21 protein-coding genes and 2 tRNA genes are annotated in these 26099 nt (G+C 70.9%); 8 read left to right on the top strand and 15 right to left on the bottom strand.

Features of this window, described 5'->3' with window-relative positions; genetic code table 11:
- Positions 1-96: 96 nt before the first annotated feature.
- The 4 genes from AB0398_RS13615 to AB0398_RS13630 all read right to left on the bottom strand — a co-directional run bounded on the left by AB0398_RS13615 (position 97) and on the right by AB0398_RS13630 (position 3759).
- A complete protein-coding gene (locus AB0398_RS13615) occupies positions 97-1116 on the bottom strand; it encodes a rod shape-determining protein (RefSeq protein WP_030211198.1) in 1020 nt (339 codons plus the stop codon).
- Between the two features lie 277 nt (positions 1117-1393).
- Complete coding sequence (ndk, locus tag AB0398_RS13620; protein WP_366374668.1) at positions 1394-1807, bottom strand: nucleoside-diphosphate kinase; 414 nt, start codon at positions 1805-1807, stop codon at positions 1394-1396.
- 66 nt (positions 1808-1873) lie between these two features.
- Positions 1874-2236, bottom strand: a complete 363-nt coding sequence (locus AB0398_RS13625) for a DUF4233 domain-containing protein (RefSeq protein WP_366374669.1) — start codon at positions 2234-2236, stop codon at positions 1874-1876.
- Positions 2237-2241: 5 nt separating this feature from the next.
- The gene (locus AB0398_RS13630) at positions 2242-3759 is read right to left on the bottom strand and encodes a folylpolyglutamate synthase/dihydrofolate synthase family protein (protein WP_366374671.1); all 1518 of its coding nucleotides are present in this window, start codon (positions 3757-3759) and stop codon (positions 2242-2244) included.
- Positions 3760-3963: 204 nt separating this feature from the next.
- Between AB0398_RS13630 and AB0398_RS13635 the strand changes: the two genes are divergently transcribed.
- Positions 3964-6549, top strand: coding sequence for a YfhO family protein (locus tag AB0398_RS13635; protein WP_366374673.1), 2586 nt, complete (start codon positions 3964-3966; stop codon positions 6547-6549).
- 148 nt (positions 6550-6697) lie between these two features.
- Here AB0398_RS13635 and AB0398_RS13640 read toward each other — a convergent pair whose 3' ends face one another.
- The gene (locus AB0398_RS13640; protein ID WP_366374675.1) at positions 6698-9319 is read right to left on the bottom strand and encodes a valine--tRNA ligase; all 2622 of its coding nucleotides are present in this window, start codon (positions 9317-9319) and stop codon (positions 6698-6700) included.
- A gap of 138 nt (positions 9320-9457) precedes the next feature.
- Between AB0398_RS13640 and AB0398_RS13645 the strand changes: the two genes are divergently transcribed.
- The gene (locus AB0398_RS13645; protein WP_366374677.1) at positions 9458-10402 is read left to right on the top strand and encodes a hypothetical protein; all 945 of its coding nucleotides are present in this window, start codon (positions 9458-9460) and stop codon (positions 10400-10402) included.
- A gap of 71 nt (positions 10403-10473) precedes the next feature.
- Here AB0398_RS13645 and clpX read toward each other — a convergent pair whose 3' ends face one another.
- The 5 genes from clpX to AB0398_RS13670 form a co-directional block, all read right to left on the bottom strand.
- The gene (gene clpX / locus AB0398_RS13650; RefSeq protein ID WP_030210686.1) at positions 10474-11757 is read right to left on the bottom strand and encodes an ATP-dependent Clp protease ATP-binding subunit ClpX; all 1284 of its coding nucleotides are present in this window, start codon (positions 11755-11757) and stop codon (positions 10474-10476) included.
- A gap of 157 nt (positions 11758-11914) precedes the next feature.
- Positions 11915-12574 carry an ATP-dependent Clp protease proteolytic subunit gene (locus AB0398_RS13655; RefSeq protein WP_366374679.1) on the bottom strand — a complete coding sequence of 220 codons (660 nt, stop codon included), beginning with the start codon at positions 12572-12574 and terminating at the stop codon, positions 11915-11917.
- A 62-nt stretch (positions 12575-12636) separates the two neighbouring features.
- Complete coding sequence (locus AB0398_RS13660) at positions 12637-13254, bottom strand: ATP-dependent Clp protease proteolytic subunit (RefSeq protein ID WP_366374681.1); 618 nt, start codon at positions 13252-13254, stop codon at positions 12637-12639.
- A 277-nt stretch (positions 13255-13531) separates the two neighbouring features.
- Positions 13532-14914, bottom strand: coding sequence for a trigger factor (gene tig / locus AB0398_RS13665; protein WP_366374683.1), 1383 nt, complete (start codon positions 14912-14914; stop codon positions 13532-13534).
- Between the two features lie 170 nt (positions 14915-15084).
- A tRNA-Pro gene (locus AB0398_RS13670) sits at positions 15085-15161 on the bottom strand.
- A 132-nt stretch (positions 15162-15293) separates the two neighbouring features.
- Between AB0398_RS13670 and AB0398_RS13675 the strand changes: the two genes are divergently transcribed.
- Positions 15294-15367, top strand: a tRNA-Gly gene (locus AB0398_RS13675).
- A 210-nt stretch (positions 15368-15577) separates the two neighbouring features.
- Here the strand turns inward: AB0398_RS13675 and AB0398_RS13680 are convergent.
- Together AB0398_RS13680 and AB0398_RS13685 are read right to left on the bottom strand one after the other, a co-directional pair.
- Positions 15578-15772: a hypothetical protein gene (locus AB0398_RS13680; protein ID WP_148005238.1), complete on the bottom strand. Its 195-nt coding sequence runs from the start codon at positions 15770-15772 to the stop codon at positions 15578-15580.
- Positions 15773-15926: 154 nt separating this feature from the next.
- A complete protein-coding gene (locus tag AB0398_RS13685; RefSeq protein ID WP_366374685.1) occupies positions 15927-17072 on the bottom strand; it encodes a PP2C family protein-serine/threonine phosphatase in 1146 nt (381 codons plus the stop codon).
- A 106-nt stretch (positions 17073-17178) separates the two neighbouring features.
- Between AB0398_RS13685 and AB0398_RS13690 the strand changes: the two genes are divergently transcribed.
- Positions 17179-18408, top strand: a complete 1230-nt coding sequence (locus tag AB0398_RS13690) for a GNAT family N-acetyltransferase (RefSeq protein ID WP_366374687.1) — start codon at positions 17179-17181, stop codon at positions 18406-18408.
- Between the two features lie 46 nt (positions 18409-18454).
- Here the strand turns inward: AB0398_RS13690 and AB0398_RS13695 are convergent, their stop codons facing one another.
- Entirely contained in the window at positions 18455-19264 is an 810-nt protein-coding gene (locus tag AB0398_RS13695; RefSeq protein WP_366374689.1) for a DNA-formamidopyrimidine glycosylase family protein, read from the bottom strand.
- The gene (locus AB0398_RS13700; RefSeq protein ID WP_366374691.1) at positions 19264-19758 is read right to left on the bottom strand and encodes a ribose-5-phosphate isomerase; all 495 of its coding nucleotides are present in this window, start codon (positions 19756-19758) and stop codon (positions 19264-19266) included. The genes AB0398_RS13695 and AB0398_RS13700 overlap by 1 nt, the downstream gene beginning before the upstream one ends.
- A gap of 196 nt (positions 19759-19954) precedes the next feature.
- Here AB0398_RS13700 and AB0398_RS13705 point away from each other — a divergent pair, with 196 nt between their 5' ends.
- Positions 19955-21391: an amino acid permease gene (locus tag AB0398_RS13705; protein WP_366374693.1), complete on the top strand. Its 1437-nt coding sequence runs from the start codon at positions 19955-19957 to the stop codon at positions 21389-21391.
- 65 nt (positions 21392-21456) lie between these two features.
- Here AB0398_RS13705 and AB0398_RS13710 read toward each other — a convergent pair whose 3' ends face one another.
- Positions 21457-22047: a biotin transporter BioY gene (locus AB0398_RS13710; protein ID WP_366374695.1), complete on the bottom strand. Its 591-nt coding sequence runs from the start codon at positions 22045-22047 to the stop codon at positions 21457-21459.
- Between the two features lie 259 nt (positions 22048-22306).
- On the opposite strand from AB0398_RS13710, the gene AB0398_RS13715 reads away from it, so the two are divergent.
- From AB0398_RS13715 to AB0398_RS13725, 3 genes are all read left to right on the top strand, one after another.
- The gene (locus AB0398_RS13715; RefSeq protein WP_366374697.1) at positions 22307-23692 is read left to right on the top strand and encodes an amino acid permease; all 1386 of its coding nucleotides are present in this window, start codon (positions 22307-22309) and stop codon (positions 23690-23692) included.
- Positions 23693-23841: 149 nt separating this feature from the next.
- Positions 23842-25254, top strand: coding sequence for an amino acid permease (locus AB0398_RS13720; protein ID WP_366374699.1), 1413 nt, complete (start codon positions 23842-23844; stop codon positions 25252-25254).
- Between the two features lie 170 nt (positions 25255-25424).
- On the top strand, positions 25425-26069 hold the full coding sequence (locus AB0398_RS13725) for a superoxide dismutase (protein WP_366374701.1): 645 nt from the start codon (positions 25425-25427) through the stop codon (positions 26067-26069).
- The last annotated feature ends 30 nt before the right edge of the window (positions 26070-26099 follow it).

Below are 26099 nucleotides of genomic sequence, written 5' to 3' on the forward strand. Positions count from 1 at the left end.
CTTTCCTCGTGGTTCGTCTGTTCCGTTGTGCCGTGGTGCGAGTGGGTGGACGGGGGTCGGTGCGGTAGTTCTACCGCACCGGCCCGGTCCGTGGTGCTAGCGGCGCGGCTGCGCGTCGAGGACCTGCTGGAGGGCCTCGAACTCCTCCACGCACTTGCCGGAGCCGAGCGCCACCGAGTCCAGCGGGTCCTCGGCGATGTGGATCGGCATGCCGGTCTCGTGGCGGAGCCGCTCGTCGAGGCCGCGCAGCAGGGCGCCGCCACCGGTGAGAACGATGCCGCGGTCCATGACGTCACCGGAGAGCTCCGGCGGGCACTTGTCGAGGGTGGTCTTCACCGCGTCGACGATCGCGTTGACCGGTTCCTCGATGGCCTTGCGGACCTCGGCGGCGGAGATGACCACGGTCTTGGGCAGACCGGAGACGAGGTCGCGGCCGCGGATCTCGGTGTGCTCGTCCTTCTCCAGGTCGTAGGCGGAGCCGATGGTGATCTTGATCTGTTCGGCCGTGCGCTCGCCGAGGAGGAGCGAGTACTCCTTCTTGACGTGCTGGATGATGGCGTTGTCCAGCTCGTCGCCGGCCACCCGGATGGACTGTGCCGTGACGATTCCGCCGAGGGAGATGACGGCGACCTCGGTGGTGCCGCCGCCGATGTCGACGACCATGTTGCCGGTGGCCTCGTGGACGGGGAGGCCCGAGCCGATGGCCGCCGCCATGGGCTCCTCGATGATGTGCACCTGGCGGGCGCCGGCCTGGGTGGAGGCCTCGATGACGGCGCGGCGCTCCACTCCGGTGATGCCGGACGGCACGCAGACGACGACCCGGGGGCGGGCCAGGTAGCGGCGCTTGTGGATCTTGAGGATGAAGTAGCGGAGCATCCGCTCGGTGATCTCGAAGTCGGCGATCACGCCGTCCTTGAGCGGGCGCACGGCGACGATGTTGCCGGGGGTCCGGCCGATCATCTTCTTCGCCTCGGCGCCCACCGCGAGGATGCCGCCGGTGTTGGTGTTGATGGCGACGACGGACGGCTCGTTCAGAACGATGCCTCGACCCCTGACGTACACCAGCGTGTTGGCGGTCCCGAGGTCGACAGCCATGTCACGGCCGATGAACGACATTGAGTTCCCCTTGATTTCCCATGGCTGAGAGGTGGTGCGGCGTGGAGTTTTCCATCGTAGTGCTGCCCGCCCGGATGCCGCGCGGTGGTCCGCCTCTGTACAGGTGACGGCAGGATGCGGCGATCCGTTCCCGGGATTGTCGTTCATATGCCTGGGGGCGACCGAAATTCCTTCGGTCGCCCCACCGGGATGGTGCGTTCGGCTGACACCGGATCAGGCGGGACCCGGGACAGACGGAGTACTGATCGGACGGAGCACCGATCGGACGGAGTACGGATCAGACGAGACCCGGGAAGAAGAGCTTCAGCTCGCGGAGCGCCGACTCCTCGGAGTCCGAGGCGTGGATCAGGTTCTCACGGACGATGGTGCCGAAGTCGCCCCGGATGGAGCCCGGCGCGGCGGCGATCGGGTCGGTCGGGCCGGCGAGCTGCCGGACGCCCTCGACGACCCGCTCGCCCTCGACGACGAGCGCGACGACCGGGCCGGAGGCCATGAAGCCCATCAGCGGCTCGTAGAAGGGCTTGCCCTTGTGCTCGCCGTAGTGCTGCTCCAGCGTCTCCTGGTCCAGCTCGCGCAGCTCCAGGGCCGCGAGCGTCCAGCCGGCCTTGCGCTCGATGCGGCCGATGATCTCGCCGACCAGGCCGCGGCGGACGGCGTCGGGCTTGAGCAGGACGAGCGTGCGCTGGCTCACGGGGGAACTCCTTCGGGGAAAGCGGTGTGCGGGCCTCCGAGGCTACAGGGCCCGCACGTGCCCCGATTACGCAGCGTCAGGCTCTGCCGGGCCCTGGGCGGCCTGGGCGGCCCAGCGGGCCTTGACCTCGTCGACCTTCCGCCCGTAGTGCACCGAGGCCCACCACAGGGCGGCGAAGGCCACCCCGAGGAAGAACATGACCGGGACGAAGAAGCCGCTGGCGACCAGGCCGAGCTGGAGCGCCCAGCCGAGCTGCACGCCGCCGGGCCGGGTGACCATCCCGCACAGCAGGACCGAGAAGACCATCCCGATCCCGCAGACCCACCAGACGGTGGACGTCGTCAGCGTGTCGTCCTTCATGGCGACGAGGCCGGCGAAGCCGATGACGAAGAACTCGCCGATGAGCGTCGAGGAACAGAGCGTGCGCATGGGATTCAGCCCCTCCGGAGCAGCAGCCGGGCGTCGCCGACCGTGAAGATCGAACCGGTCACGAGGACGCCCGCGCCACCGTACTCGGCCTCTTCCTCCGCGAGGGTGATCGCCGCCTCGATGGCGTCGGGCAGCCGCGGCTCGACGACGACCCGGTCCTCGCCGAAGACCTCGACCGCGAGCGCGGCGAGCGCGTCCACGTCGGTGGAGCGGGGGTTGGAGTTCGTGGTGACCACGACCTCCGCGAGGATCGGCTCGAACGCCTCCAGGACCCCCCGGGCGTCCTTGTCGGCGCTGGTGGCGACCACGCCGACGAGCCGGGAGAAGCCGAAGGCCTCGCTGATGCCCTCGGCGGTCGCCCGCGCGCCGTGCGGGTTGTGCGCGGCGTCCAGGACGACCGTCGGGGAGGAGCGGACGATCTCCAGGCGGCCGGGCGAGGCCACCCGCGCGAACGCCCGGCGGACCGTGTCCACGTCGAGGGTGCGGGCGTGCTGCGCGCCGATGCCGAAGAAGGCCTCGACGGCCGCGAGCGCCACGGCCGCGTTGTGCGCCTGGTAGGCGCCGTGCAGCGGCAGGAAGACCTCGTCGTACTCGCCGCCGAGTCCGCGCAGGGTGAGGAGCTGGCCGCCGACCGCGACCTCGCGGGAGGCGACGCCGAACTCCATGCCCTCGCGGGCCACGGTGGCGTCCGCCTCGACGGCCTTCTTCAGGAGGACCTGGGCCGCGTCGACCGGCTGCTGGGCCAGGACGACGGTCGCGCCCGGCTTGATGATCCCGGACTTCTCGCCCGCGATCGCGGCGGGCGTGTCGCCGAGCCGGTCGGTGTGGTCGAGGTCGATGGGGGTGACGACGGCGACGGAGGCGTCGATGACGTTGGTGGCGTCCCAGGTGCCGCCCATCCCGACCTCGATCACGGCCACGTCGACCGGGGCGTCGGCGAAGGCCGCGTACGCCATTCCGGTGAGGACCTCGAAGAAGGAGAGCCGGTACTCCTCGCGGGCGTCGACGAGCTCCACGTACGGCGCGACGTCCCGGTACGTCTCGATGAACCGCTCGGCGGAGATCGGGGCGCCGTCGAGGCTGATGCGCTCGGTGATGGTCTGCACGTGCGGCGAGGTGTAGCGGCCGGTGCGCAGGTCGAAGGCGCCGAGCAGGGCCTCGATCATGCGGGCCGTCGACGTCTTGCCGTTGGTGCCGGTGATGTGGATGGTGGGGTACGCGCGCTGCGGCTCGCCGAGGACGTCCATCAGGGCCGCGATCCGGGTGACCGAGGGCTCCAGCTTGGTCTCGCCCCAGCGGGTGGACAGCTCGGTCTCGACCTCGCGCAGCGCCGCGTCCAGCTCCGGGTCCTCGGGGCGGCTCGGCACGGGGTCGCCCTGGGGCGGTCCGGCCTGGGCGCGCAGGGTGCGGCTGCCGGCCTCGATCACCGCCAGGTCGGGATCGCGGGTGGTCTCGTTGTCGACGATCTCGTCGAAGGCGTCGGGGTCGTCGGGCGTGTCGGACGGGTCGCGGGGCTCACTCACGGGGCCAGTCTACGGAGCGGCTCCGGCGGGACCGCGAACCCACCCCGTTCCGGGATTTCCGGTCCGCCGTGCCCCGACCCGCCCGGGCCCCCCGCCCGCTCACCCGCCGGCCCATCATTTACACGACGTCCACATATGATAATCGTCTAAGTTTCGGCCCCTGTGGGAGCGGCCGGACACGACCACCACGGGGACAACTTCATCATGACCGCTCCAATAGTGACCGTTCCGGGTGCCCGCATCCCGGAGCAACGGGGCAGAACCTCCACGACGAACGGCCGACGGCCCGTCACCCGTCCGCGCTTCGGGGAGAAGACGGCGGCGCTGTTCGCCGCGTTCCTGTCCATGGCGGCCTTCTGCCTGGGCATGGCCGCCCACGGCACGTACCCCTTCGGGCCCAGCCCGCGCGCGCTGAACGACCTGCGCCACCAGTACGTGCCGTTCCACGCGCACCTGTGGGACATCCAGCACGGAACGGCCAAGGGCGACCTGCTGTTCAACTGGCAGAGCGGCTACGGCAACGGGTTCCTCGGGGAGTTCTTCACCTACCTGAGCAACCCGCTGTCCTGGCTCACCGGACTGTTCCCCCGTCAGTACGTCGACTTCCCGGTCTTCCTCGTCACCCTGCTCGGCATCGGCCTCGCCGCGGCCGCCATGACGGTCTTCCTCGGCCGCCTGCGCCCCGGCTCCCCCTGGCTGCGGGCCCTGCTCGGCACCGGCTACGCCGTCTCCGGCTGGACCATGACGGAGGGCGGCATCATCCCCATGTGGATGACCGGCCTCATCGCGCTCCCCCTGCTCTGCATCGCCGTCGACGACTGCCTGAACGAACGCCACTGGGTGCTGGGCACCCTCCTCTTCGCCCTGTGCTGGTTCTCGAACTTCTACAGCGCCGCGATGGCCACCATCGGCGCGACGCTCGTCCTGCTGCTCCGGCTGCTCCTGAGCGACACCACCTGGCGCGCCCGCGCCCGCGCCGTCGGCCGGGCCGCCGGCACGGCCGCCACCGGACTCCTGCTCGCCGCTCCCGCGATCGTCGTCCCCGCCGTGGCCAACAAGCAGGCGCAGCCGACCACGAGCTACGTCGTCGACGTCGCCACCGAGCCCCTCGTCTACCTGGGGCTCCTCCTCCCCGGCAGCATCCCCCTGTACCCGGCGCCCAACATCTTCGCCGGCGTCCTCGTCCTGCTGCTGGTCCTCGCGCTCCCGTTCCAGTCCAGGGTCGGGGTCCGCGAGCGCGCCGCCTGGCTCGCGCTGCTCGTCCTGACGGCCCTCTCCTTCGTCGTCACGCCCACTGCCAAGGTGTGGCAGGGCTTCACGCTCCCCCACGGCGCGCCCTTCCGGGAGAGCTTCGTCCTCACCGGACTGCTGGCCATGGCCGCCTGGATCTGCCTCGCCCACTCCCCCAGGCCCCGGGCGCTGCTCGGCGGCGGGGCGCTCCTGGCCGGCCTGGTGCTCCTCACCCGCTCGGCCGAGCCCGTCACCGCGTACGCCGTCAAGGGCACGGTGATCGGCGGCGCGCTCGTCGGGGGGCTGCTCCTGCTCCACGCCCGCGGCCTGGGCCGCAGGGGCCGGGCCCTGGTGGTCCCGGCGCTCGTCCTGTCGGTCCTCGCGACCACCGCGTACGCGGTCTACGGCGCCCAGACCACCTACGACCCGGCCCGCTACGCGCGCGACACGACCACCACGACGAACCTGCTGACCAGGAACGTGCACCGGGCGGCCGCCGAGAACGACGACTGGCCGGACTCCCGCGTCGGCGTCGCCTCCTCCCTCTACGTCACCAACAACGACCCCATGCTCCTCGGCGTCCAGAGCGGCGGCTACTACAGCAGCTACGTCACCAAGGAGGCCGCCGCCGGCCTGCGCGAACTGGGCATCGGTTACGCGATGGGCGGGCGCAACCTGGGAATCCCCCGCGACCCGTACTTCAACGCCCTGATGGGCGTGGGCACCCTCCTGGAGCGGACGAAGGGGGCACAGATCACCGCCCGTTCTGTCCCCGGCGTGCCCCTCGTCAGCCTCCGCGCCCCCGGCAGCGACCGGGCGTACGGCGCGCCGGCCGGCTCGGTCTGGGCCAACCGCCACGCGGCACTGGGCGCGCGGGTGTACACCGTGCCCGAGATCCACTACGCCAAGGGCCCGGAGGCCGTGCGCGAACCGGGCGGCTGGCGCCTGCCCCGGCACGGGAAGGGGCAGGCCTGGACCGGTTTCACCGCGCGGTGCGCCCCCGGCGACGAGGCCTATCTGTACGCGCCCGCCCTCTCCGCCGTGTCCATGGCCACCGGCTCCAAGGCCATGGGCAACAGCGGCCGGCCGCCGGCCGTCGTGAGTCCGGTGAACCCGCTGGGGACGGTCCCGGCGGACGGGACGCTGCGGTTCGCGATCGGTGCGACCCAGCCGGACCAGGTGCTGCCGCACGGCGCCGTCGGCTGCATGGACCCGAAGAAGTTCCAGGACGCCGTACAGGCCCTGCGCGCCTCGGCGCCGGTGAACCCGTCCGTCGGCGGCCACTCGGTCGGGGCGGAGCTGCCGAAGGGTTCCACCGGAACCGTCGTCGTGGCGACGCCCGCCATCCAGGGCTGGTCCTGCTCCGTCGACGGCGGCGCGTCGCGGGCGCCGGTCTCCCACCGGGGTCTGCTCGGCGTCCCGCTCGGGGCGGGCGCCGACCGCTTCTCCTGCTCGTACACCCCGCCGGGCCTGAAGGCCGGCCTCGGCGGCACGGGCGCGGGCGCCCTGGTCCTCGCCGGGGTGCTGGTCGCCGGAGCCGTCCGGCGCCGCCGGGCCTGACCCGGCGACGGGCCCGCTCCGGCGACAGACGGCCCGACAACAGATCCGGCCCGGCGACGGGCCGGACGACGAAGAAGGCTCCCGCTCCGGAGGATCATCCGGAGCGGGAGCCTTTCCCGTAAGTACCGTGCCGTGTCGTGCCGGGCCGTCAGGCCTGCGGCAGGTTCGCCAGCTGGGCCTGGATGCGGGCGATGTCCTCGTCCGCCTTGGCGAGGCGGGTGCGGATCTTCTCGACCACGTTGTCCGGCGCCTTCGCCAGGAACGCCTCGTTGCCGAGCTTGCCGTTCGCCTGGGCCTTCTCCTTCTCCGCCGCCGCGAGGTCCTTCGTGAGGCGCTTGCGCTCCGCCTCCACGTCGATCGTGCCCGACAGGTCGAGCGCGACGGTGGCCCCGCCGACCGGCAGGGAGGCGGTGGCGGAGAAGTCCTCGCCCTCCGGCTGGAGGCGCAGCAGCTGACGGATCGCGGCCTCGTGCGCGGCGAGCGCGGTGCCGCCGAGCTCCAGACGTGCCGGGACCTTCTGGCCGGGCTGGAGGCCCTGGTCGGCCCGGAAGCGGCGGACCTCGGTGACGACCTGCTGGAGGTTCTCGATCTCCGCCTCGGCGGCCGGGTCCCGGAAGCCCGAGTCCTTCGGCCAGTCGGCGATCACGACGGACTCGCGCCCGGTCAGCGTGGTCCACAGGGCCTCGGTGACGAACGGGACGATCGGGTGCAGCAGCCGCAGCATGACGTCCAGGACCTCGCCCAGGACCCGGCCGGAGACCTTGGCCTGCTCGCCGCCCGCGAAGAACGTCGTCTTCGACAGCTCGACGTACCAGTCGAAGACCTCGTCCCACGCGAAGTGGTAGAGCGCGTCGCTGAGCTTCGCGAACTGGTAGTCCTCGTAGTACGCGTCGACCTGCGCGACCGTCGCGTTGAGGCGGGACAGGATCCAGCGGTCGGTGGCGGACAGCCGCTCGACCGGGGGCAGGTCGCCCTCGATCGTCGCGCCGTTCATGAGCGCGAAGCGGGTCGCGTTCCAGATCTTGTTGGCGAAGTTCCGGGACGCCTTGACCCAGTCCTCGCCGATCGGGACGTCGACGCCCGGGTTGGCGCCGTTGGCCAGGGTGAAGCGGACGGCGTCGGAGCCGTACTCGTCCATCCAGTCCAGCGGGTTGACCACGTTGCCGAAGGACTTCGACATCTTCTTGCCGTTCTGGTCACGGACCATGCCGTGCAGGGCGATGGTGTGGAACGGCGGGGTGCCGTCCATCGCGTACAGACCGAACATCATCATCCGGGCGACCCAGAAGAAGAGGATGTCGTAGCCGGTGACCAGGACGGAGTTCGGATAGAACTTCGCGAGCGACTCGGTCCGCTCCGGCCAGCCCAGCGTGGAGAACGGCCACAGGCCGGAGGAGAACCAGGTGTCCAGGACGTCGGTGTCCTGGTGCCAGCCCTCGCCGGACGGCGGCTGCTCGTCGGGTCCGACGCAGACGACCTCGCCGTCCGGGCCGTACCAGACGGGGATGCGGTGGCCCCACCAGAGCTGGCGTGAGATGCACCAGTCGTGCAGGTTGTCGACCCAGTCGAAGTACCGCTTCTCCATCTCCTGCGGGTGGATCGTGACCTTGCCGTCGCGGACCGCGTCGCCGGCGGCCTGCGCGAGCGGGCCGACCTTGACCCACCACTGCATCGACAGGCGCGGCTCGATGGTGGTCTTGCAGCGCGAGCAGTGGCCGACGGAGTGGGTGTACGGACGCTTCTCGGCGACGATCCGGCCCTCGGCGCGCAGCGCGGCGACGATGGCGGAGCGGGCCTCCAGGCGGTCCAGGCCCTGGAAGGGGCCGTGGGCGGTGATGACCGCGCGCTCGTCCATGACGGCGAGGTTCGGCAGGTCGTGGCGCTGGCCGATCTCGAAGTCGTTCGGGTCGTGCGCCGGGGTCACCTTGACGGCGCCGGTGCCGAACTCGGGGTCGACGTGGGTGTCGGCGACGACCGGGATCGTGCGGTCGGTCAGCGGCAGCTTGATCCGCTTGCCGACCAGGTGCCTGTACCGCTCGTCGTCGGGGTGGACGGCGACGGCCGTGTCGCCGAGCATCGTCTCGGCCCGGGTGGTGGCGACGACCAGGGAGTCCTCGTCCTCGCCGTACCGGATGGAGACGAGCTCGCCGTCGTCGTCCTGGTATTCGACCTCGATGTCCGAGATGGCCGTCAGACAGCGCGGGCACCAGTTGATGATCCGCTCGGCGCGGTAGATCAGCTCGTCGTCGTAGAGCTTCTTGAAGATGGTCTGGACGGCCTGGGACAGGCCCTCGTCCATGGTGAACCGCTCGCGGGACCAGGCGACGCCGTCGCCCAGGCGCTTCATCTGGCCGGAGATCTGGCCGCCGGACTCGGCCTTCCACTGCCAGACGCGCTCGACGAACGCCTCGCGGCCCAGGTCGTGGCGGGACTTGCCCTCCTTGGCGAGCTCGCGCTCGACGACGTTCTGGGTGGCGATGCCGGCGTGGTCCATGCCCGGCTGCCACAGCGTCTCGAAGCCCTGCATCCGCTTGCGGCGGGTGAGGGCGTCGATCAGCGTGTGCTCGAAGGCGTGGCCCAGGTGGAGCGATCCGGTGACGTTCGGCGGCGGGATGACGATGGTGTACGGCGGCTTCTCGCTCTTCGCGTCCGCCTCGAAGTACCCGCGCTCCACCCAGCGCTCGTACAGCGGCCCCTCTACCTCGGCCGGCGCGTACTGGGTCGGCAGTTCGGTGGTGGGCGCTGTCTGCTGCTGAGTGTTCTCGGTCACGGGGCCAGTTTAGGGGTGTACCGACCCTGTCCTGAAACGCTTTGGTTCGGTAACGGTGTGGCCCCTGCCGCACCGACTGTCCGAGGGTTCCGCCAGGATGTCCGGCAGGCATAAACATCCTGTGAGGGGAACCTGTCCATGAGCTACAACCAGCCGGGCCCGTACGGCGGCCAGCCGCCCCAGCAGCCCGGGCCCTACGGCCAGCCGGGCCCCTACGGCCAGCAGCCGCAGCAGCCGGGGCCGTACGGCGCCCAGCCGGGCTACGGATACCCCCAGCAGGCCCCGCAGGGCGTTCCGCCGCAGCAGCCCCCGTACGGCTACCCGCAGCAGCAGCCCGGCCCGTACGGCCAGCAGCCCCCGTACGGCGGCCCCCAGGGCCCCGGCGGCTTCCCGCCGCCCCCGCCGGCCCCCAAGAAGTCCAAGGCGGGCTGGATCATCGGCGGCGTGGCCGCGGTCGTGGCGATCGCGGTGGGCGCGTACTTCGTGATCGGCGGGGGCGGCGGTTCCTCGGTCGCGGACGACGGCCCGCACAAGCTGATCACTCCGGACACGGTGCTCACCGAGTACAAGAAGGACGCCGCCGGCGGCAAGTCGAGCGGTGAGGACTCCCTCAAGGAGGCCCAGCAGAACGGCGTCAAGAACGCCCGGCAGGTCAGCGCCTCGTACAAGGTGGAGAACAAGACGAACCCGCTGGCGGGCAAGTTCATCTCCTTCAACGGCCTCTACGGCGAGATCGAGGACCCCGAGAAGGTCGTCGACACCATCTTCGCCGCCGCCAAGGCGGAGTCCGTCAAGGACGCGGGCAAGGCCGGCACGCCCCAGATGGAGGGCAGCCCGCAGGAGTACGAGCCGGCGGAGCTCGACGGCGCGGTCCTGAAGTGCCAGCAGGCCAAGACGAAGGCCGACACCGCCAACGGCGCGCCCGCGTTCACCATCACCATGTGCGTCTGGGCCGACCACAGCACCGTGGGCTTCGTGGTCCCGGCCGACATGGCCTCCATGATGACCGGCGCGGGCGGCTCGGCCGAGGAGGCCGCCTCCCTCACCGCCAAGCTCCGCAAGGAAGTTCGCGTCAAGCTCTGACCGGACGGCCCGCACACGCGTGAGGGGGTCCCGCCTTCGGGCGGGACCCCCTCACCGTCGTTCGTCCGGCGTCAGGCCGACTTCTCGTGCCTGCCGTCGTTCTTCACGATCCGCGGGACCAGCGTCGGGTTGACGTTGTCGCGGACCACGTCGGCCGTGATGACGACCCGGGCCACGTCCTTGCGGGACGGGACCTCGTACATCACCGACTGGAGGACCTCCTCCATGATGGCGCGCAGGCCGCGCGCGCCGGTGCCGCGCAGGATCGCCTGGTCGGCGATGGCCTCCAGGGCCGGGCGGTCGAAGTCCAGCTCCACGCCGTCGAGTTCGAAGAGGCGCTGGTACTGCTTCACCAGCGCGTTGCGCGGCTCGACCAGGATCTGGAGGAGCGCCTCGCGGTCCAGGTTGTGGACGGAGGTGAGGACGGGGAGACGGCCGATGAACTCGGGGATCATCCCGAACTTCACCAGGTCCTCCGGCATGACCTCCTGGAACTGGTCGCTCGCCTCGATCTCGCGCTTGGAGCGGATGGTCGCCCCGAAGCCGATGCCCTTGGCGCCCGCCCGCGACTCGATGATCTTCTCCAGGCCGGCGAAGGCGCCGCCCACGATGAAGAGCACGTTCGTCGTGTCGATCTGGATGAACTCCTGGTGGGGGTGCTTCCGTCCGCCCTGCGGCGGCACGGAGGCGGTGGTGCCCTCCAGGATCTTCAGGAGGGCCTGCTGCACGCCCTCGCCGGAGACGTCGCGCGTGATCGACGGGTTCTCGCTCTTGCGGGCGACCTTGTCGATCTCGTCGATGTAGATGATCCCGGTCTCGGCCTTCTTGACGTCGTAGTCGGCCGCCTGGATCAGCTTCAGCAGGATGTTCTCGACGTCCTCGCCGACGTAGCCGGCCTCCGTGAGCGCCGTCGCGTCGGCGATGGCGAACGGGACGTTGAGCATGCGGGCCAGGGTCTGTGCGAGCAGCGTCTTCCCGGAGCCCGTGGGGCCGAGCAGCAGAATGTTGGACTTCGCCAGCTCGATGGCGTCGTCACGGCCCTGCGCGCCGCCGTTCTCGCCGGCCTGGACGCGCTTGTAGTGGTTGTACACCGCGACCGAGAGTGCCTTCTTCGCGGGCTCCTGCCCGACGACGTACCCCTCGAGGAACTCGTAGATCTCGCGGGGCTTGGGGAGTTCCTCCCAGCGCACCTCGCTCGTCTCCGCGAGTTCTTCCTCGATGATCTCGTTGCAGAGGTCGATGCACTCGTCGCAGATGTACACACCGGGTCCCGCGATGAGCTTCTTCACCTGCTTCTGGCTCTTTCCGCAGAACGAGCACTTGAGCAGGTCGCCGCCATCACCGATGCGTGCCACGAGGTGCTTCCCCTTCGCCTGGGAGCCGCGTGGTTCGGCGGCTCCTGGTGCCTCATATTCGACGGTACCTTGCCGGGCCCCCCGTTCGGGCCCCCCTTGGCACGGTTCACACGGTCGCGATTCGGCCACGCGAGCCGTGCCAGGGGAAGGTCGGGCGTCAGACCGCGGCGGCCGCGCTCTTGCGGGTCGAGACGATCTGGTCGACCAGACCGTACGCGAGGGCGTCCTCGGCGGTCAGGATCTTGTCGCGCTCGATGTCGTCGCGGATCTTCTCGATCGGGGTCGAGGAGTGCTTGGCCAGCATGTCCTCCAGCTGGCCGCGCATCCGCAGGATCTCGTTGGCCGCGATCTCCAGGTCGGAGAGCTGCTCGCGGCCGGTGCCGCCGGAGGGCTGGTGGATCAGCACGCGGGCGTTCGGCAGGGCCATCCGCTTGCCGGGGGTGCCGGCGGCGAGCAGCACGGCCGCGGCGGAGGCCGCCTGACCCATGCAGACCGTCTGGATGTCCGGCTTCACGAACTGCATCGTGTCGTAGATCGCCGTGAGCGCGGTGAAGGAGCCGCCGGGGCTGTTGATGTAGATCGAGATGTCGCGGTCCGGGTCCATCGACTCCAGGCACAGGAGCTGCGCCATGACGTCGTTGGCGGAGGCGTCGTCGATCTGCACGCCGAGGAAGATCACGCGCTCCTCGAACAGCTTCGCGTACGGGTCGTACTCGCGCACGCCCTGCGAGGTGCGCTCCACGAAGCGCGGCACGATGTAGCGGTTGTCCATCGGCGCGCCGGTGTAGAGGCCGCTCGCGGAGAGGTTGTTCTGCATCTGGGTGTTCACCGTCCTGGTGGCGTTCGGTGGGCTGGGGCTCTTGAGCGGTCCGGCGGGGCTCAGGCGCCCGTGCCGCCACCGCCCGGAACGCCCGAGGCGGCGGAGATGATCTCGTCGATGAGGCCGTAGTCCTTGGCCTCCTCCGCGGTGAACCAGCGGTCGCGGTCGCCGTCGCGGATGATCGCCTCGACGGTCTGCCCGGAGTGGTGCGCGGTGATCTCGGCCATGCGCTTCTTGGTGCGCAGGAGGTACTCGGCCTGGATCTTGATGTCCGAGGCGGTGCCGCCGATGCCGGCGGAGCCCTGGTGCATCAGGATGTCGGTGTTCGGCAGCGCGAAGCGCTTGCCGGGGGCGCCGCCGGTCAGCAGGAACTGGCCCATGGAGGCCGCCATGCCCATGCCGATGGTGACGACGTCGTTCGGGATGTACTGCATGGTGTCGTAGACGGCCATACCGGCCGTCACCGAGCCACCGGGGCTGTTGATGTAGAGGTAGATGTCCTTGTCCGGCTCGGCGGCCAGGAGGAGCATCTGGGCGGTGATCTTGTTGGCGATGTCGTCGTCGACCTGCTGGCCGAGGAAGACGATGCGCTCGCCGAGCAGCCGGTTGTAGACATGGTCGCCGAGGCCGCCACCGATGGACGGCTCACCCGCGGCGTAAGGCTTCAGATTCGTCACGTATCCACCTGCTCGTCTCCGACGGCCCCGGGCCGTCTCCGCGTCTTGTCCTGAAGGCACTGCGTCTCGCTCAGAAGGCACTGCCCTCGTATTCATGGACCCTAACGCGCAGGTGGGACAACGCCATCCCGGTTCCCGAACTGTTCGCTGGGAGCGCAAGGTAGTTGGGGGCGCGTGAGGGGGTCCCGGTACGTCCGCGGGCCCGTGCGCACAGCCGTGCGCACGGGCCCGCGGAGCGGTGCGGCGGGGAGGGCCGGCCCCCTCGCCGCTTCCGGACCTACTTGTCCTCGGAGGCCTCGGCCTCGGCGCCCTCGGCCGCCTCGACGGCGGTCTCGGCGGCCTCGTCCTCGTCGTCGGAGAGGTCGACGACCTCGCCGTTGGAGTCGGTGACCTTGGCGGCCTCGACGACGACCGCGAGGGCCTTGCCGCGGGCGACCTCGCCGACGAGCATCGGCACCTGGCCGCCCTGGGCCACGGCCTGGGCGAACTGGTCGGGGCTCATGCCGGAGGAGGCGGCACGGCGGAACAGGTGCTCGGTGAGCTCCTCGCGGGAGACGTCGAGCTTCTCCCGGTTGACCAGCTCGTCGAGGATGAACTGGGTCTTGATGCCCTTCTCGGCCTGCTCCTTGGTCTCGGCCAGGAACTCCTCCTCGGTCTTGCCCTGGATCTCCAGGTACTTCCCGAGGTCGAGGCCCATCTGGCCGAGCTGGTGGTGCTCCAGGTTGTGCTTGCGGGTGTTGATCTCGTCCTCGAGGAGCTTCTCGGGCATCGGGACCTCGACCAGCTTGAGGAGCTCGTCGAGGACGCGCTCCTGGGCCTGGGTGGCCTGGTCGAACTGCTTCATGTTCTCGAGGCGCTTGCGGCTGTCGGCCTTGAGCTCGTCGAGGGTGTCGAACTCCGAGGCGAGCTGGGCGAACTCGTCGTCCAGCTCGGGGAGCTCACGGGCGGCGACGGCGGTGACCTTGACGGTGACCTCCGCGTCCTTGCCCTCGGCGGAGCCGCCCTTCAGCTGCGAGGTGAAGGTGGCCTCGCCGCCGGCCTCCAGGCCCTTGACGGCCTCGTCGATGCCGTCGAGCAGCTCGCCGGAACCGATGGTGTACGAGACGTCGCTCGCGACACCGTCGGGCAGGACCTCGCCGTCGACCTTGGCCTCGAGGTCGATGGTGACGACGTCGCCGTCCTGGGCGGCGCGCTCGACCGGGGAGGTCGAGGCGAAGCGCTCGCGGAGCTGCTCCACGGACTTCTCGACGTCCTCGTCGGTGACCTCGACCGCGTCGACGGTGACCTCGATGCCGGAGTAGTCCGGGATCTCGATCGTCGGGCGGATGTCGACCTCGGCGGTGAAGGCCAGCAGCTCGCCGTCCTTCAGCTCGGTGATGTCGACCTCGGGCTGGCCGAGCGGGTTGACCTCGGCCTCGTTGACGGCCTCGGTGTAGAACTTCGGGAGCGCGTCGTTGACGGCCTCCTCCAGCACGGCGCCGCGGCCGAACCGCTGGTCGATCACGCGAGCCGGGATCTTGCCCTTGCGGAAGCCCTTGACCGTGACCTGCTGGTTGATCTTCTTGTACGCCGCGTCGAGGCTGTCCTTGAGCTCCTCGAAGGGCACCTCGACAGTGAGCCGAACCCGGGTCGGGTTCAGGGTCTCCACGGCGCTCTTCACGGTTCGGTCTCCTTGTGGCTGATTCCTGGATTCCGCCGGGCCGCGCGAGGCGGGTCCGGCCGATCGGCCCGGTCAGAGAGACACACGGGCACGCAGCTTGCATAGTAACCGCAAGCGGGAGGACGCCCACAACATGATCAAGAACGCCCGGGACGGGCGCGTGGTGGTCATGGTCGGGGTGGCGGGATTTGAACCCACGGCCTTCCGCTCCCAAAGCGGACGCGCTACCAAGCTGCGCCACACCCCGTCGGTGCGACACGTAGGGTACATGCACGGGGACTGTGCGGCGCCCCTTCTTGCGGGGGTGTGCGAAGACGGCCGCAGACCCGGTACCATGCTCTTCGTGCCGCGGTCCTCGTGACCTGCGGCGCGATGCTGTGCGGGTGTAGCTCAATGGTAGAGCACTAGTCTTCCAAACTAGCTACGCGGGTTCGATTCCCGTCACCCGCTCCACGCCCTCGGGGCCGGTCCGGAGATTCCTCTCCGGACCGGCCCCGAGGCGTTTCCGGCCGCGTCCGACGTGCTCTCCCCCGCCACGGGGCCCGTTCGTCGCCGTTCGTCACCGCTTATTGCCGCTCATTGCCGCGCCGGTGCCGGCCCGTGCGGCGACGGACGGAGCGATCCGGCCGGCGGAGGGCGCCCGGGCGCCCTCCGGGGGCGTCCTCAGAACTTGATGGAGGCCACGGTCTGCGTTATCGAGTCCAGGAAGCGCTGGATGTCGTCCGCCATGCCGGTGGAGGCGAGGAAGAAGCCGAAGAGGACCGCCACGACGGCCGGACCCGCCTTGAGGTTCCCCCCGCGGATCAGCACCACCATGATGATTGCCAGGAGCAACACCACAGACAGCGAAATGGCCACAACTGATCACACCCTCGGTCGGTCCCGCCTTGCCCACCAGGGAGCCCGTGTCCCGGACACCCCCCGCTGCCTCCATCGTGCCACCAACCCCCATGCCCTCGCTGCCCGGTGACGAATCGTCGTGCAGAAGATCACGTCCACCCCCGACGGGCCGTCAGGGGCGGCGGCTGATCAGGAGCAGGGCCCGGTCGTCGTTGACGTCCTTGGCGACGGCCTCGATCAGGTCCCAGGCGACGCCGTCGAAGCCGTCGGTGACGCAGCGGTCGGCCTCGCCGGTGAGCCGGTCGATGCCCTCGGCGATGTCCCGGTCTGCGGCCTCGACCAGGCCGTCGGTGAAGAGCATCAGGACGTCGCCGGGGCGCAGGGAGCCCTTGGCCGGGTGGAACTCGGCGCCGTCGTAGACGCCGAGGAGGGGTCCCTCGGCGTCCTTCTCCTCCCAGCGGCCGCTGCCCGCGTGGAGCTGGAGGGCGGGCAGGTGGCCGGCCGAGTAGAGCTCGTAGTCGCCGGACTCCAGGTCGAGGACGAGGTGGATCGAGGTGGCGAAGCCCTCGTCCCAGTTCTGGCGCAGCAGGTAGCCGTTGGCGGCGGGCAGGAAGCCGTGCGGCGGGAGCGAGCCGAGGAGGCCGCCGAAGGCGCCGGAGAGCAGCAGGGAGCGGGAGGCCGCGTCCATGCCCTTGCCGGAGACGTCGGTGAGGACGACCTCCAGGGTGCGCCCGCCGTGGGTGCGCGCGGCGACGACGAAGTCCCCGGAGAAGGACTGGCCGCCGGCCGGGCGCAGCGCCATCTCGCGGTGCCAGCCCTGCGGGAGCCGGGGCAGGGCGCTCTGGACCCGGATGCGTTCGCGCAGGTCGAAGAGCATGGTGCCGCCGCGCCGCCAGGGCACGCCGACGCGGGCCCGGAACTGGGCGATGAGGAGTCCGAAGAGGCCGCAGGCGGCGACGACGAGGACGGTGCCGGGGGTGACCCGGGCGGGGCCCTGGGTGTACGGGCCGAGGACGACGGACTCGACGATGAGGGCGCCCGCGGCGGCGGCGTACAGGCCGAGCAGGCTGGCGGGGCGCAGCAGCAGGCCGCCGGCCACGATGGGCAGGGCGAGCGCGGTGGGCGCGCACCAGACGGGGTCGACGAGGGTGCCGAGGGTGATGGCCGGGATCATCAGGAGGAGCCCGGCGAGCGCGATCCAGTCGGCGCCGTCCCCGCGGAAGTAGTCCACGCCGGACTTGCGCAGCGCGACGCGGGCCCGGCGCACGCGCCTGCGTGTCCGGGCCGCGTACGCGCTCACTCCGTCGCGGTGTCCCATGGGCCTGGACCTTATCCATCCCGTCCGGCGTCGTGCAGGGGTGCCCCTGTGACAATGTGCGCGAAATCGGGTCGCCCCGGGCGGGCGCCGCTGATATCGATGGCATATGACTACGGAATTGCGGGTTCTCGACCCGGCCGAATGGGACCACTGGTACGGAGTGCTCGAGCTCGCGTTCGGAGGGGTGGCCGAGGCGCCGGAGGAGCGACGGCTGTGGCGGGACCTGACCGAGTTCGACCGTTCCCTGGGCGCCTGGGACGGCGAGCTGTGCGTGGGGACGGCGGGGTCGTTCTCCTTCCGGCTGACGGTTCCGGGCGGGACGTCGGTGCCGGCGGCCGGGGTGACGATGGTGAGCGTGGCGGGGACGCACCGGCGGCGCGGGATCCTGACCTCGATGATGCGGCGGCAGCTGGACGACCTGCGGGCGGCGGGCGAGTGCCTCGCGGTGCTCACGGCGTCGGAGCCGGGGATCTACGGGCGGTTCGGCTACGGGATCGCGTCGTACTCGCTGCGGGCCTCGATCGACACGAACCGGGTGCGGCTCGCGGTGCCGGAGGGCACGGACGGGGTGGCGCTGCGGCAGGCGGACCCGGTGGAGTCCTCGGCGGCGTGCGAGGCGGTGTACGCGCGCCGGGTGGCCTCGCGGCCGGGGATGCTCGCCCGGCGGCCGGGCTGGGAGCGGCTGCCGCTGATCGATCCCCCGGCCGAGCGGGGCGGGGCGTCGCCGCGGCTGTGCGTGCTCGCGGAGCGGGACGGGGAGGTCGTGGGGTTCGCGCACTACGCGGTCAAGCCGGACTGGTCGCCCGCGGGGGCCGACGGCTCGGTGCACGTGCACGAGCTGATGGGGCTCGACCCGGCGGCGGAGGCGGCGCTGTGGCGCTTCCTGTGGTCGGTGGACCTGACGGCGTCGGTACGGCTCCAGGGGCGGCCGGTGGACGACGGCTGGCAGCACCTGGTGAGCGACGTGCGGCGGTGCGCGCCGACGCTGCGGGACGGATTGCACGTGCGCCTGGTGGAGGTGGGTCCGGCCCTGGAGGCGCGGACGTACCAGGCACCGGTGGACGTGGTGTTCGAGGTGGAGGACGCGTTCTGCCCGTGGAACGAGGGGCGTTGGCGGCTGACCGGGGACGCGAAGGGCGCGGTCTGCGTGCGGACCTCGGACCCGGCGGACCTGTCGCTCTCGGTGCGGGAGCTGGGGGCGGCGTACCTGGGCGGCGTACCGCTGACGTCCCTGGCGGCGGCCGGGCGGGTGCGGGAGCTGCGGGAGGGCGCGCTCGTGGAGGCGTCGGTGGCGTTCGGCTCGCCGGTCGCGCCGTGGCTGCCGCACGGGTTCTAGGGCGTGTCCGACCCTGATCCGCCGAACAGGCCCTGAGGGAGAGCCCCTAGCGGGTCTGGCAGCCCGGGCACCAGAAGAGGTTGCGGGCGGCCAGGTCCGCCGTGCGGATGTCGGTGCCGCAGACGTGGCAGGCCATCCGGGCGCGCCGGTAGACGTACACCTCGCCGCCGTGGTCGTCGACGCGCGGCGGGCGGCCCATCGCCTCGGGGGTGTGCTCGGGCCGTACGGTGTCGATGCGGTTGAGCCGTACGCCCTCGCGCATCAGGACCGCGAGGTCGGCCCAGATCGCGTCCCACTCCCGCTTCGTGAGGTCCTTGCCGGCGCGGTACGGGTCGATGCCGTGACGGAAGAGGACCTCGGCGCGGTAGACGTTGCCGACGCCGGCGACGACCTTCTGGTCCATGAGGAGGGCGGCGACGGTGGTGCGGGACGTGGAGATCCGGCGCCAGGCCTTGTCCGGGTCGTCGCCGTCGCGGAGCGGGTCGGGTCCGAGCCGGTCGTGTATCGCCCGCTTCTCGGCGTCGGTGATCAGGGCGCAGGTGGTGGGGCCGCGCAGGTCGACGTACGACTCGGGGTTCGCGAGCCGCAGCCGCACCGTGTCGGCGGGCGGCGGGGCGGGGGCGTCGCCGAAGGCCACCTTGCCGAAGAGGCCGAGGTGGATGTGGATCCAGCCCCGGCCGCCGAAGCCCAGGAAGAGGTGCTTGCCGTGGGCCTCTGCGGTCTCCAGGACGGCGCCGTCGAGCAGGGCGGCCGAGTCGGTGAACCTGCCCTGCGGGCTGGAGACGCGCACGGGCCGGCCGCCGAACCGCTCGCGGTGGTCGGCGGCCAGCCGGTGGATGGTGTGCCCCTCGGGCATCAGGCGGTCGGCTCCTGCGGGTGGTGGGCCGGGATCGGGGGGAGCTCGCCGGTGTTCTCGTAGGCGGTGAGCATGTCGATCCGGCGGGTGTGACGCTCGTCACCGGAGTACGGGGTGCCGAGGAAGATCTCGACGAACTTGGTCGCCTCTTCCCGCGTGTGCATCCGGCCGCCGACGGAGATCACGTTGGCGTTGTTGTGCTCGCGGCCGAGGGCGGCGGTCTGCTCGCTCCAGGCGAGGGCGGCGCGCACCCCCTTCACCTTGTTCGCGGCGATCTGCTCGCCGTTGCCGGAGCCGCCGATGACGATGCCGAGGGCGTCCGGGTCCGCGGCCGTCCTCTCGGCGGCGCGCAGGCAGAACGGCGGGTAGTCGTCGAGGGCGTCGTAGACGTGGGGACCGCAGTCGACGGGCTCGTGGCCGTGGGCCTTCAGCCACTCGACGAGGTGGTTCTTGAGTTCGTAGCCGGCGTGGTCGGAACCGAGGTAGACGCGCATGGTGCCGAGTGTGGCACGTCCGGGCCGGGGTAGTGGGCAGCGGGGTCGGGGCCTTCGCCCGGCCTGGTACGGACCTTCGGCCCTCGCGTGTCCGTCCGTACAACGATCCGGAATGGGGTCTTCCGATCAGCCCCGCCGACAGGGTTAAATGCCCGGGCTCGCGACCCGAGCGACCCCCACACCCGAGGAAGCGTCCATGAACACGCAACCGACCCTGACGAAGGACGACGGCACGACCGGCACCACCGGCACGCCCGACTCCTCCGACGGTCTCAAGGCCGGTCTCAAGAACCGCCACCTCTCGATGATCGCGATCGGCGGCGTCATCGGCGCCGGCCTCTTCGTCGGCTCCGGCTCCGGCATCGCCGCGGCCGGCCCCGCGATCCTGCTCTCCTACGCGCTCGTCGGCACCATGGTCGTCTTCGTGATGCGGATGCTGGGCGAGATGGCCGCCGCGCGGCCCTCCTCCGGCTCCTTCTCCGCCTACGCGGACCAGGCCCTCGGCCGCTGGGCCGGCTTCAGCATCGGCTGGCTGTACTGGTTCTTCTGGGTGGTCGTGCTCGCCGTCGAGGCGACCGCGGGCGCGGTGATCCTGGAGAGCTGGGTCCCGGCCGTCCCGCAGTGGGCCTGGGCGCTCATCGTGATGGTGGTGCTCACCGCCACCAACCTCGCCTCGGTCGCCTCCTACGGCGAGTTCGAGTTCTGGTTCGCCGGCATCAAGGTCGTCGCCATCGGCGCCTTCGTCGTCATCGGCCTGCTCGCGGTCTTCGGCGTGCTGCCCGGCTCGGACAACCCGGGCGCCGGGTTCGCGCACCTCACCGACAGCGGGGGCTTCCTCCCGATGGGCGCGGGCGCGATCCTCACCGGCGTGCTGATGGTCGTCTTCTCCTTCATGGGCAGCGAGATCGTCACCCTGGCCGCCGGCGAGTCGGAGGACCCGCAGCGCGCGGTCACCAAGGCCACCAACAGCGTGATCTGGCGGATCGGCGTCTTCTACCTGGGCTCGATCTTCGTGGTCCTGACCCTGCTGCCGTGGAACGACAAGTCGATCGTCGAGAAGGGCTCGTACGTCGCCGCCCTCGACTCCATCGGCATCCCGGCCGCCGGCCAGATCATGAACGTGATCGTCCTGACGGCCGTCCTGTCCTGCCTGAACTCGGGCCTCTACACCGCCTCGCGGATGGCCTTCTCGCTCGGGCGGCGCGGCGACGCGCCGAAGGCCTTCGCCCGCACCACCGCGCGGGGCGTGCCGCGGGCGGCGATCCTCGGCTCGGTCGTCTTCGGCTTCGTCGCGGTCTTCTTCAACTACAAGTGGCCGGACACCGTCTTCGCCTTCCTGCTGAACTCCTCCGGCGCGGTGGCGCTCTTCGTCTGGCTGGTCATCTGCGTGACCCAGCTGCGGATGCGCGGCATCATCCTGCGCGAGTCGCCGGAGAAGCTGGTCGTGCGGATGTGGCTCTTCCCGTACCTGACCTGGGCGACGATCGGCATGATCGTCTTCGTCCTCGGCTACATGATCTACGACGGCGGCAGCGCCCGGGAGCAGGTCGTGCTCTCGCTGCTCGTGGCCGCGCTCGTGATCGCGGTCGCGCTGGTCCGCGAGCGGATCGGGAAGTCCTCCGCGAAGCTCTGACCGCGTGTACGCGAAAGGGCCCCGGCGCACTCCGCGCCGGGGCCCTCTCACGTGCCGTGCCGGGCTCAGTCCCTGCGGCCGGCGAGCTTCCAGGCGGTCGGGAGGGCGCCCATGGCGAGGGCGGCCTTGAGGGCGTCGCCGATGAGGAACGGGACGAGGCCGGCGGCGACGGCCTGGCCGAGGGTCATGCCGGTGGCGAGGGCCAGGTAGGGCACGCCGACGGCGTAGATGATCGCGGAGCCGAGGACCATCGCGCCGGCCGTGCGGAGCACCGAGCGGTCGGCGCCGCGGCGGGCGAGGGCGCCGACGACGGTGGCGGCCAGGAGCATGCCGAGGATGTAGCCGAAGGACGGCATGCCGTAGCCGGAGGTGGCCTGGGCGAACCAGGGCACGCCCGCCGTGCCGGCCACCGCGTACAGCGCGAGGGCCAGGAAGCCGCGGCGGGCGCCGAGGGCGGTGCCGACGAGCAGGGCGGCGAAGGTCTGGCCGGAGACCGGGACCGGGGAGCCGGGGACCGGGACCGAGATCTGCGCGGCGAGGCCGGTGAGGGCGGCGCCGCCGACGACGAGGGCGATGTCGCGGGCGCGGCTCGCCGGGATCAGGTCGGCGAGGACGATGCCCGGCCGGAGGGAGCGGGCGGGGGCGGCGATGCTCATCGGTACTCCGCGGGGGTGAGGGTGGAGGGACAGGTTGACGCTATGCCAGGAGTGAACGTCCGATCACCGTCAGCGGCCGACAAAGCCGGAGCCGACCGCTTCATGGAGTTCTCACAAAGGACGCCTTTCACTCCACGCGCCACGTGACCCTTGTCACTGGCAACTCGCTGGGAGACGCCCCTTTTGCGTCAGAGGGAGGTCAGCAGAGAGACTGTGGGGTCTCCATAAAGCACCACCTCCCGAGAGCACGAGCCCCACCATGCGCGACGCCCCGCCGCCCCCTCCGCTCACCGAACCGGAGCCCCTCTCCCACGGTCTGAAGCAGCGTCACCTGACGATGCTGGGGCTCGGCGGGGTGATCGGCGCGGGGCTCTTCGTGGGTTCGGGTGCCGGGATCGCCGTCGCCGGGCCGGCCATCGTGCTCTCGTACCTGATCGCGGGCGCGCTCGCGATGCTGGTGATGCGGATGCTGGGCGAGATGTCGGCGGCAATGCCCGCGTCGGGCGCCTTCTCGGTGCACGCGGAGCGGGCGCTCGGCCGCTGGGCGGGCTTCTCGGTGGGCTGGCTGTACTGGTTCCTGCTCGTCGTGGTCCTCGCGGTGGAGGCGACGGGCGCGGCCCGGATCGCGCACGGCTGGGTGCCGGGGGTCCCGCAGTGGGGCTGGGTGCTCGTCTTCATGGTCGTGTTCACCCTCGCCAACCTGGCGGCGGTGAAGAACTTCGGCGAGTTCGAGTTCTGGTTCGCCGCGCTCAAGGTCGGCGCGATCGTCCTCTTCCTGGTCCTGGGCGTCCTCGCGATCGCCGGCTGGCTCCCGGACACCGACCCGGTCGGGCTCGCGAACCTCACCGGGCAGGGCGGCTTCCTGCCGAACGGCTGGTCCGGGGTGGTGTCGGGGGTGCTCGCCGTCGTCTTCGCCTTCGGCGGCCTGGAGGTCGTCACGATCGCGGCGGCCGAGTCGGACGACCCGGCGCGGAACGTGGCGCGGGCGGTGCGCAGCGCCGTGTGGCGGATCCTCCTCTTCTACGTGGGCTCGATGCTGGTGATCGTGACCCTGCTGCCGTGGACGTCGATGGAGCCGGGCGAGTCGCCGTACGTGGCGGTCCTGGACGCGATCGGGGTGCCGGCGGCGGGCCAGATCATGAACGTGGTGGTGTTCGTGGCGCTGCTCTCGGCGCTCAACGCGAACCTGTACGGCTCCTCGCGGATGGTGTTCTCGCTCGCCGAGCGCGGGGAGGCGCCGCGGGGGCTCCTGAAGATCTCGGGCGGAGGGGTGCCGCGCCGGGCGGTGCTCGCCTCGGTGGCCTTCGGGTTCGTCTCCGTCCTGCTCAATCTGAAGTGGCCGGACTCCGTCTTCCTCTACATGCTCAACGCGGTCGGCGCGGTGCTGCTCTTCGTGTGGGGCCTGATCGCGGTCTCGGAGCTGCGGCTGCGGCGCCGGATCGAGCGGGAGGCGCCGGAGACGCTGACGCTGCGCATGTGGGGCTTCCCCTGGCTGACGTGGGTGGCCCTCGCGGCGATGGGCGCGGTGCTCGTCCTGATGCTGTACGACGACGGGGCGCGGCCGCAGGTGCTGTGGTCGGCGGCGGCGACCGGCGCGGTGCTGCTCGTGGCGTGGGTGCGGGAGCTGCGCGCGGGACGGGACTGAGGGACGAGTGAGGGCCGCGTACGAAACGGAACCGAATCTTCACCTTGTGTGAAGCCCGTGCCCGTATAGCGGACACCGGTTCCCCCTCAGCGGTGCGCCCGCCCAGACTGTGGCCCGTTCCCCGTCCCAGCCAGTGAACAGGGCGGCCCATGTCCCGGACCACCGCGCCCGCGCCCGTCGACCGCGAGGACGACGGCGCGGCCCCCGCCGAGGGGCTCTCCCACGGCCTCAAGCAGCGCCACCTCTCGATGATCGCCCTCGGCGGCGTCATCGGCGCCGGCCTCTTCGTCGGCTCCGGCGCCGGCATCGCCGCCGCCGGCCCCTCCATCGTCATCGCCTACGCCCTCTCCGGCATCCTCGTGATGCTGGTGATGCGGATGCTCGGCGAGATGTCGGCCGCGAACCCGGCCTCGGGCTCCTTCTCCGTCCATGCCGAGCGCGCCTTCGGCTCCTGGGCGGGCTTCACCTCGGGCTGGGCCTTCTGGTTCCTGCTCTGCGTCGCCGTCGGCCTGGAGGGCATCGGCGCGGCGAAGATCATGACCGGCTGGTTCCCCGGCAGCCCCGAGTGGGCCTGGGTCGCGCTCTTCATGGTGGTCTTCTGCGCCACCAACCTGGCGGCCGTGAAGAACTTCGGCGAGTTCGAGTTCTGGTTCGCCGCCCTCAAGGTCGGCGCGATCGTCCTCTTCCTGGGCATCGGCGTCCTGGCGATCACCGGTCTGCTGCCGGGCACGGACGCCCCCGGCACCGCCAACCTCACCGGCGACGGCGGGTTCCTCCCGAACGGCTCCGAGGGCCTGATCGTGGGTCTGCTCGCCTCGGTCTTCGCCTACGGCGGCCTGGAGACGGTCACCATCGCGGCGGCCGAGTCGGAGCACCCGGTGCAGGGCGTCGCCAAGGCCGTCCGCACGGCGATGTGGCGGATCGCGCTCTTCTACGTCGGCTCCATGGCGGTCATCGTCACCCTGGTACCGTGGGACGACCCGAAGGTCGTCGAGAAGGGCCCGTACGTCGCCGCCCTCGACCACCTGGGCATCCCCGCCGCCGGGCAGATCATGAACGTGGTCGTGCTCGTCGCCCTGCTCTCCGCGATGAACGCCAACGTCTACGGCGCCTCCCGCATGGCCCGCTCGCTGGTCGCGCGCGGCCAGGGACCGAAGGCGCTCGGCCGCACCTCCGCCGGCGTCCCCCGTCCGGCCGTGCTCGCCTCCTCCGTCTTCGGCTTCGGCTGCGTGCTGCTGAGCTACTGGCGGCCGGACGACGTCTTCGTCTGGCTGCTCAACACCATCGGCGCGGTCATCCTGGTCGTCTGGTTCTTCATCGCCGCCTCCCAGCTGGTGCTGCGCCGCCGCACCGAGCGCGAGGAGCCCGGGAAGCTGGTCGTGCGGATGTGGGCCTTCCCCTACCTGACCTGGGTGGCGCTGCTCGGCATGGCGGCGGTCTTCGTCCTGATGGCCCGCGAGGAGGACACCCGGGTGCAGCTGTACTTCACGGGCGGCCTGACCGTGCTGCTCGCCGCCGTCGGCCTCGTACGCCAGAGGAGGGCAGGGGACCGCGCCTCCTGAGCGCGCCCCGCACCGACGGGAGACCCCCGGACCGCACCCGGTCCGGGGGTTTCTCCATGCCGGGACACGGGACCTAGGACGAAGGGCTGATCAACTACGGGACGCACCTACTGTTAGCCTGCACCTGCATACAGGTTGCAATAAGCAGGAGCAGTCGAAGGGCCGGGCACATGCCGATCTACACACTTCCCGAGCTGCCGTACGACTACGCGGCGCTGGAGCCGGTGATCAATCCGCAGATCATCGAGCTGCACCACGACAAGCACCACGCGGCTTACGTCAAGGGCGCGAACGACACCCTGGAGCAGCTGGAGGAAGCCCGCGACAAGGACCAGTGGGGGTCTATCAACGGGCTGGAGAAGAACCTCGCGTTCCACCTCTCGGGCCACATCCTCCACTCCATCTACTGGAACAACATGAACAGCCCGAAGGAGGGCGGCGGCGGCGAGCCGCTGGCCGCCGACGGCGTCGGTGACCTCGCGGACGCGATCACCGAGTCCTTCGGCTCCTTCGCGAAGTTCAAGGCCCAGCTGACCAAGGCCTCCGCGACCACCCAGGGCTCCGGCTGGGGCGTCCTCGCGTACGAGCCGATCAGCGGCCGCCTCATCGTCGAGCAGGTCTACGACCACCAGGGCAACGTCGGCCAGGGCTCGGTCCCGATCCTGGTCTTCGACGCCTGGGAGCACGCCTTCTACCTCCAGTACAAGAACCAGAAGGTCGACTTCATCGAGGCCATGTGGCAGGTCGTCAACTGGCAGGACGTGAACAAGCGCTACCACGCCGCCAAGGCCTCGGTCCCGCTGATCTCCTTCTGATCGGCCCTCCGTCGTCCCACTCGTGATCGT

Source organism: Streptomyces sp. NPDC086147 (assembly GCF_040702165.1).
Taxonomy (GTDB): domain Bacteria; phylum Actinomycetota; class Actinomycetes; order Streptomycetales; family Streptomycetaceae; genus Streptomyces.

Bases quoted from the DNA above. Each gene is read 5' to 3' on its own strand.
- AB0398_RS13615 (WP_030211198.1), bottom strand. From the start codon at position 1,116: ATGTCGTTCATCGGCCGTGACATGGCTGTCGACCTCGGGACCGCCAAC.
- AB0398_RS13625 (WP_366374669.1), bottom strand. From the start codon at position 2,236: ATGCGCACGCTCTGTTCCTCGACGCTCATCGGCGAGTTCTTCGTCATC.
- AB0398_RS13635 (WP_366374673.1), top strand. From the start codon at position 3,964: ATGACCGCTCCAATAGTGACCGTTCCGGGTGCCCGCATCCCGGAGCAA.
- AB0398_RS13645 (WP_366374677.1), top strand. From the start codon at position 9,458: ATGAGCTACAACCAGCCGGGCCCGTACGGCGGCCAGCCGCCCCAGCAG.
- AB0398_RS13655 (WP_366374679.1), bottom strand. From the start codon at position 12,574: ATGCAGAACAACCTCTCCGCGAGCGGCCTCTACACCGGCGCGCCGATG.
- AB0398_RS13685 (WP_366374685.1), bottom strand. From the start codon at position 17,072: ATGGGACACCGCGACGGAGTGAGCGCGTACGCGGCCCGGACACGCAGG.
- AB0398_RS13690 (WP_366374687.1), top strand. From the start codon at position 17,179: ATGACTACGGAATTGCGGGTTCTCGACCCGGCCGAATGGGACCACTGG.
- AB0398_RS13695 (WP_366374689.1), bottom strand. From the start codon at position 19,264: ATGCCCGAGGGGCACACCATCCACCGGCTGGCCGCCGACCACCGCGAG.
- AB0398_RS13700 (WP_366374691.1), bottom strand. From the start codon at position 19,758: ATGCGCGTCTACCTCGGTTCCGACCACGCCGGCTACGAACTCAAGAAC.
- AB0398_RS13705 (WP_366374693.1), top strand. From the start codon at position 19,955: ATGAACACGCAACCGACCCTGACGAAGGACGACGGCACGACCGGCACC.
- AB0398_RS13710 (WP_366374695.1), bottom strand. From the start codon at position 22,047: ATGAGCATCGCCGCCCCCGCCCGCTCCCTCCGGCCGGGCATCGTCCTC.
- AB0398_RS13715 (WP_366374697.1), top strand. From the start codon at position 22,307: ATGCGCGACGCCCCGCCGCCCCCTCCGCTCACCGAACCGGAGCCCCTC.
- AB0398_RS13720 (WP_366374699.1), top strand. From the start codon at position 23,842: ATGTCCCGGACCACCGCGCCCGCGCCCGTCGACCGCGAGGACGACGGC.
- AB0398_RS13725 (WP_366374701.1), top strand. From the start codon at position 25,425: ATGCCGATCTACACACTTCCCGAGCTGCCGTACGACTACGCGGCGCTG.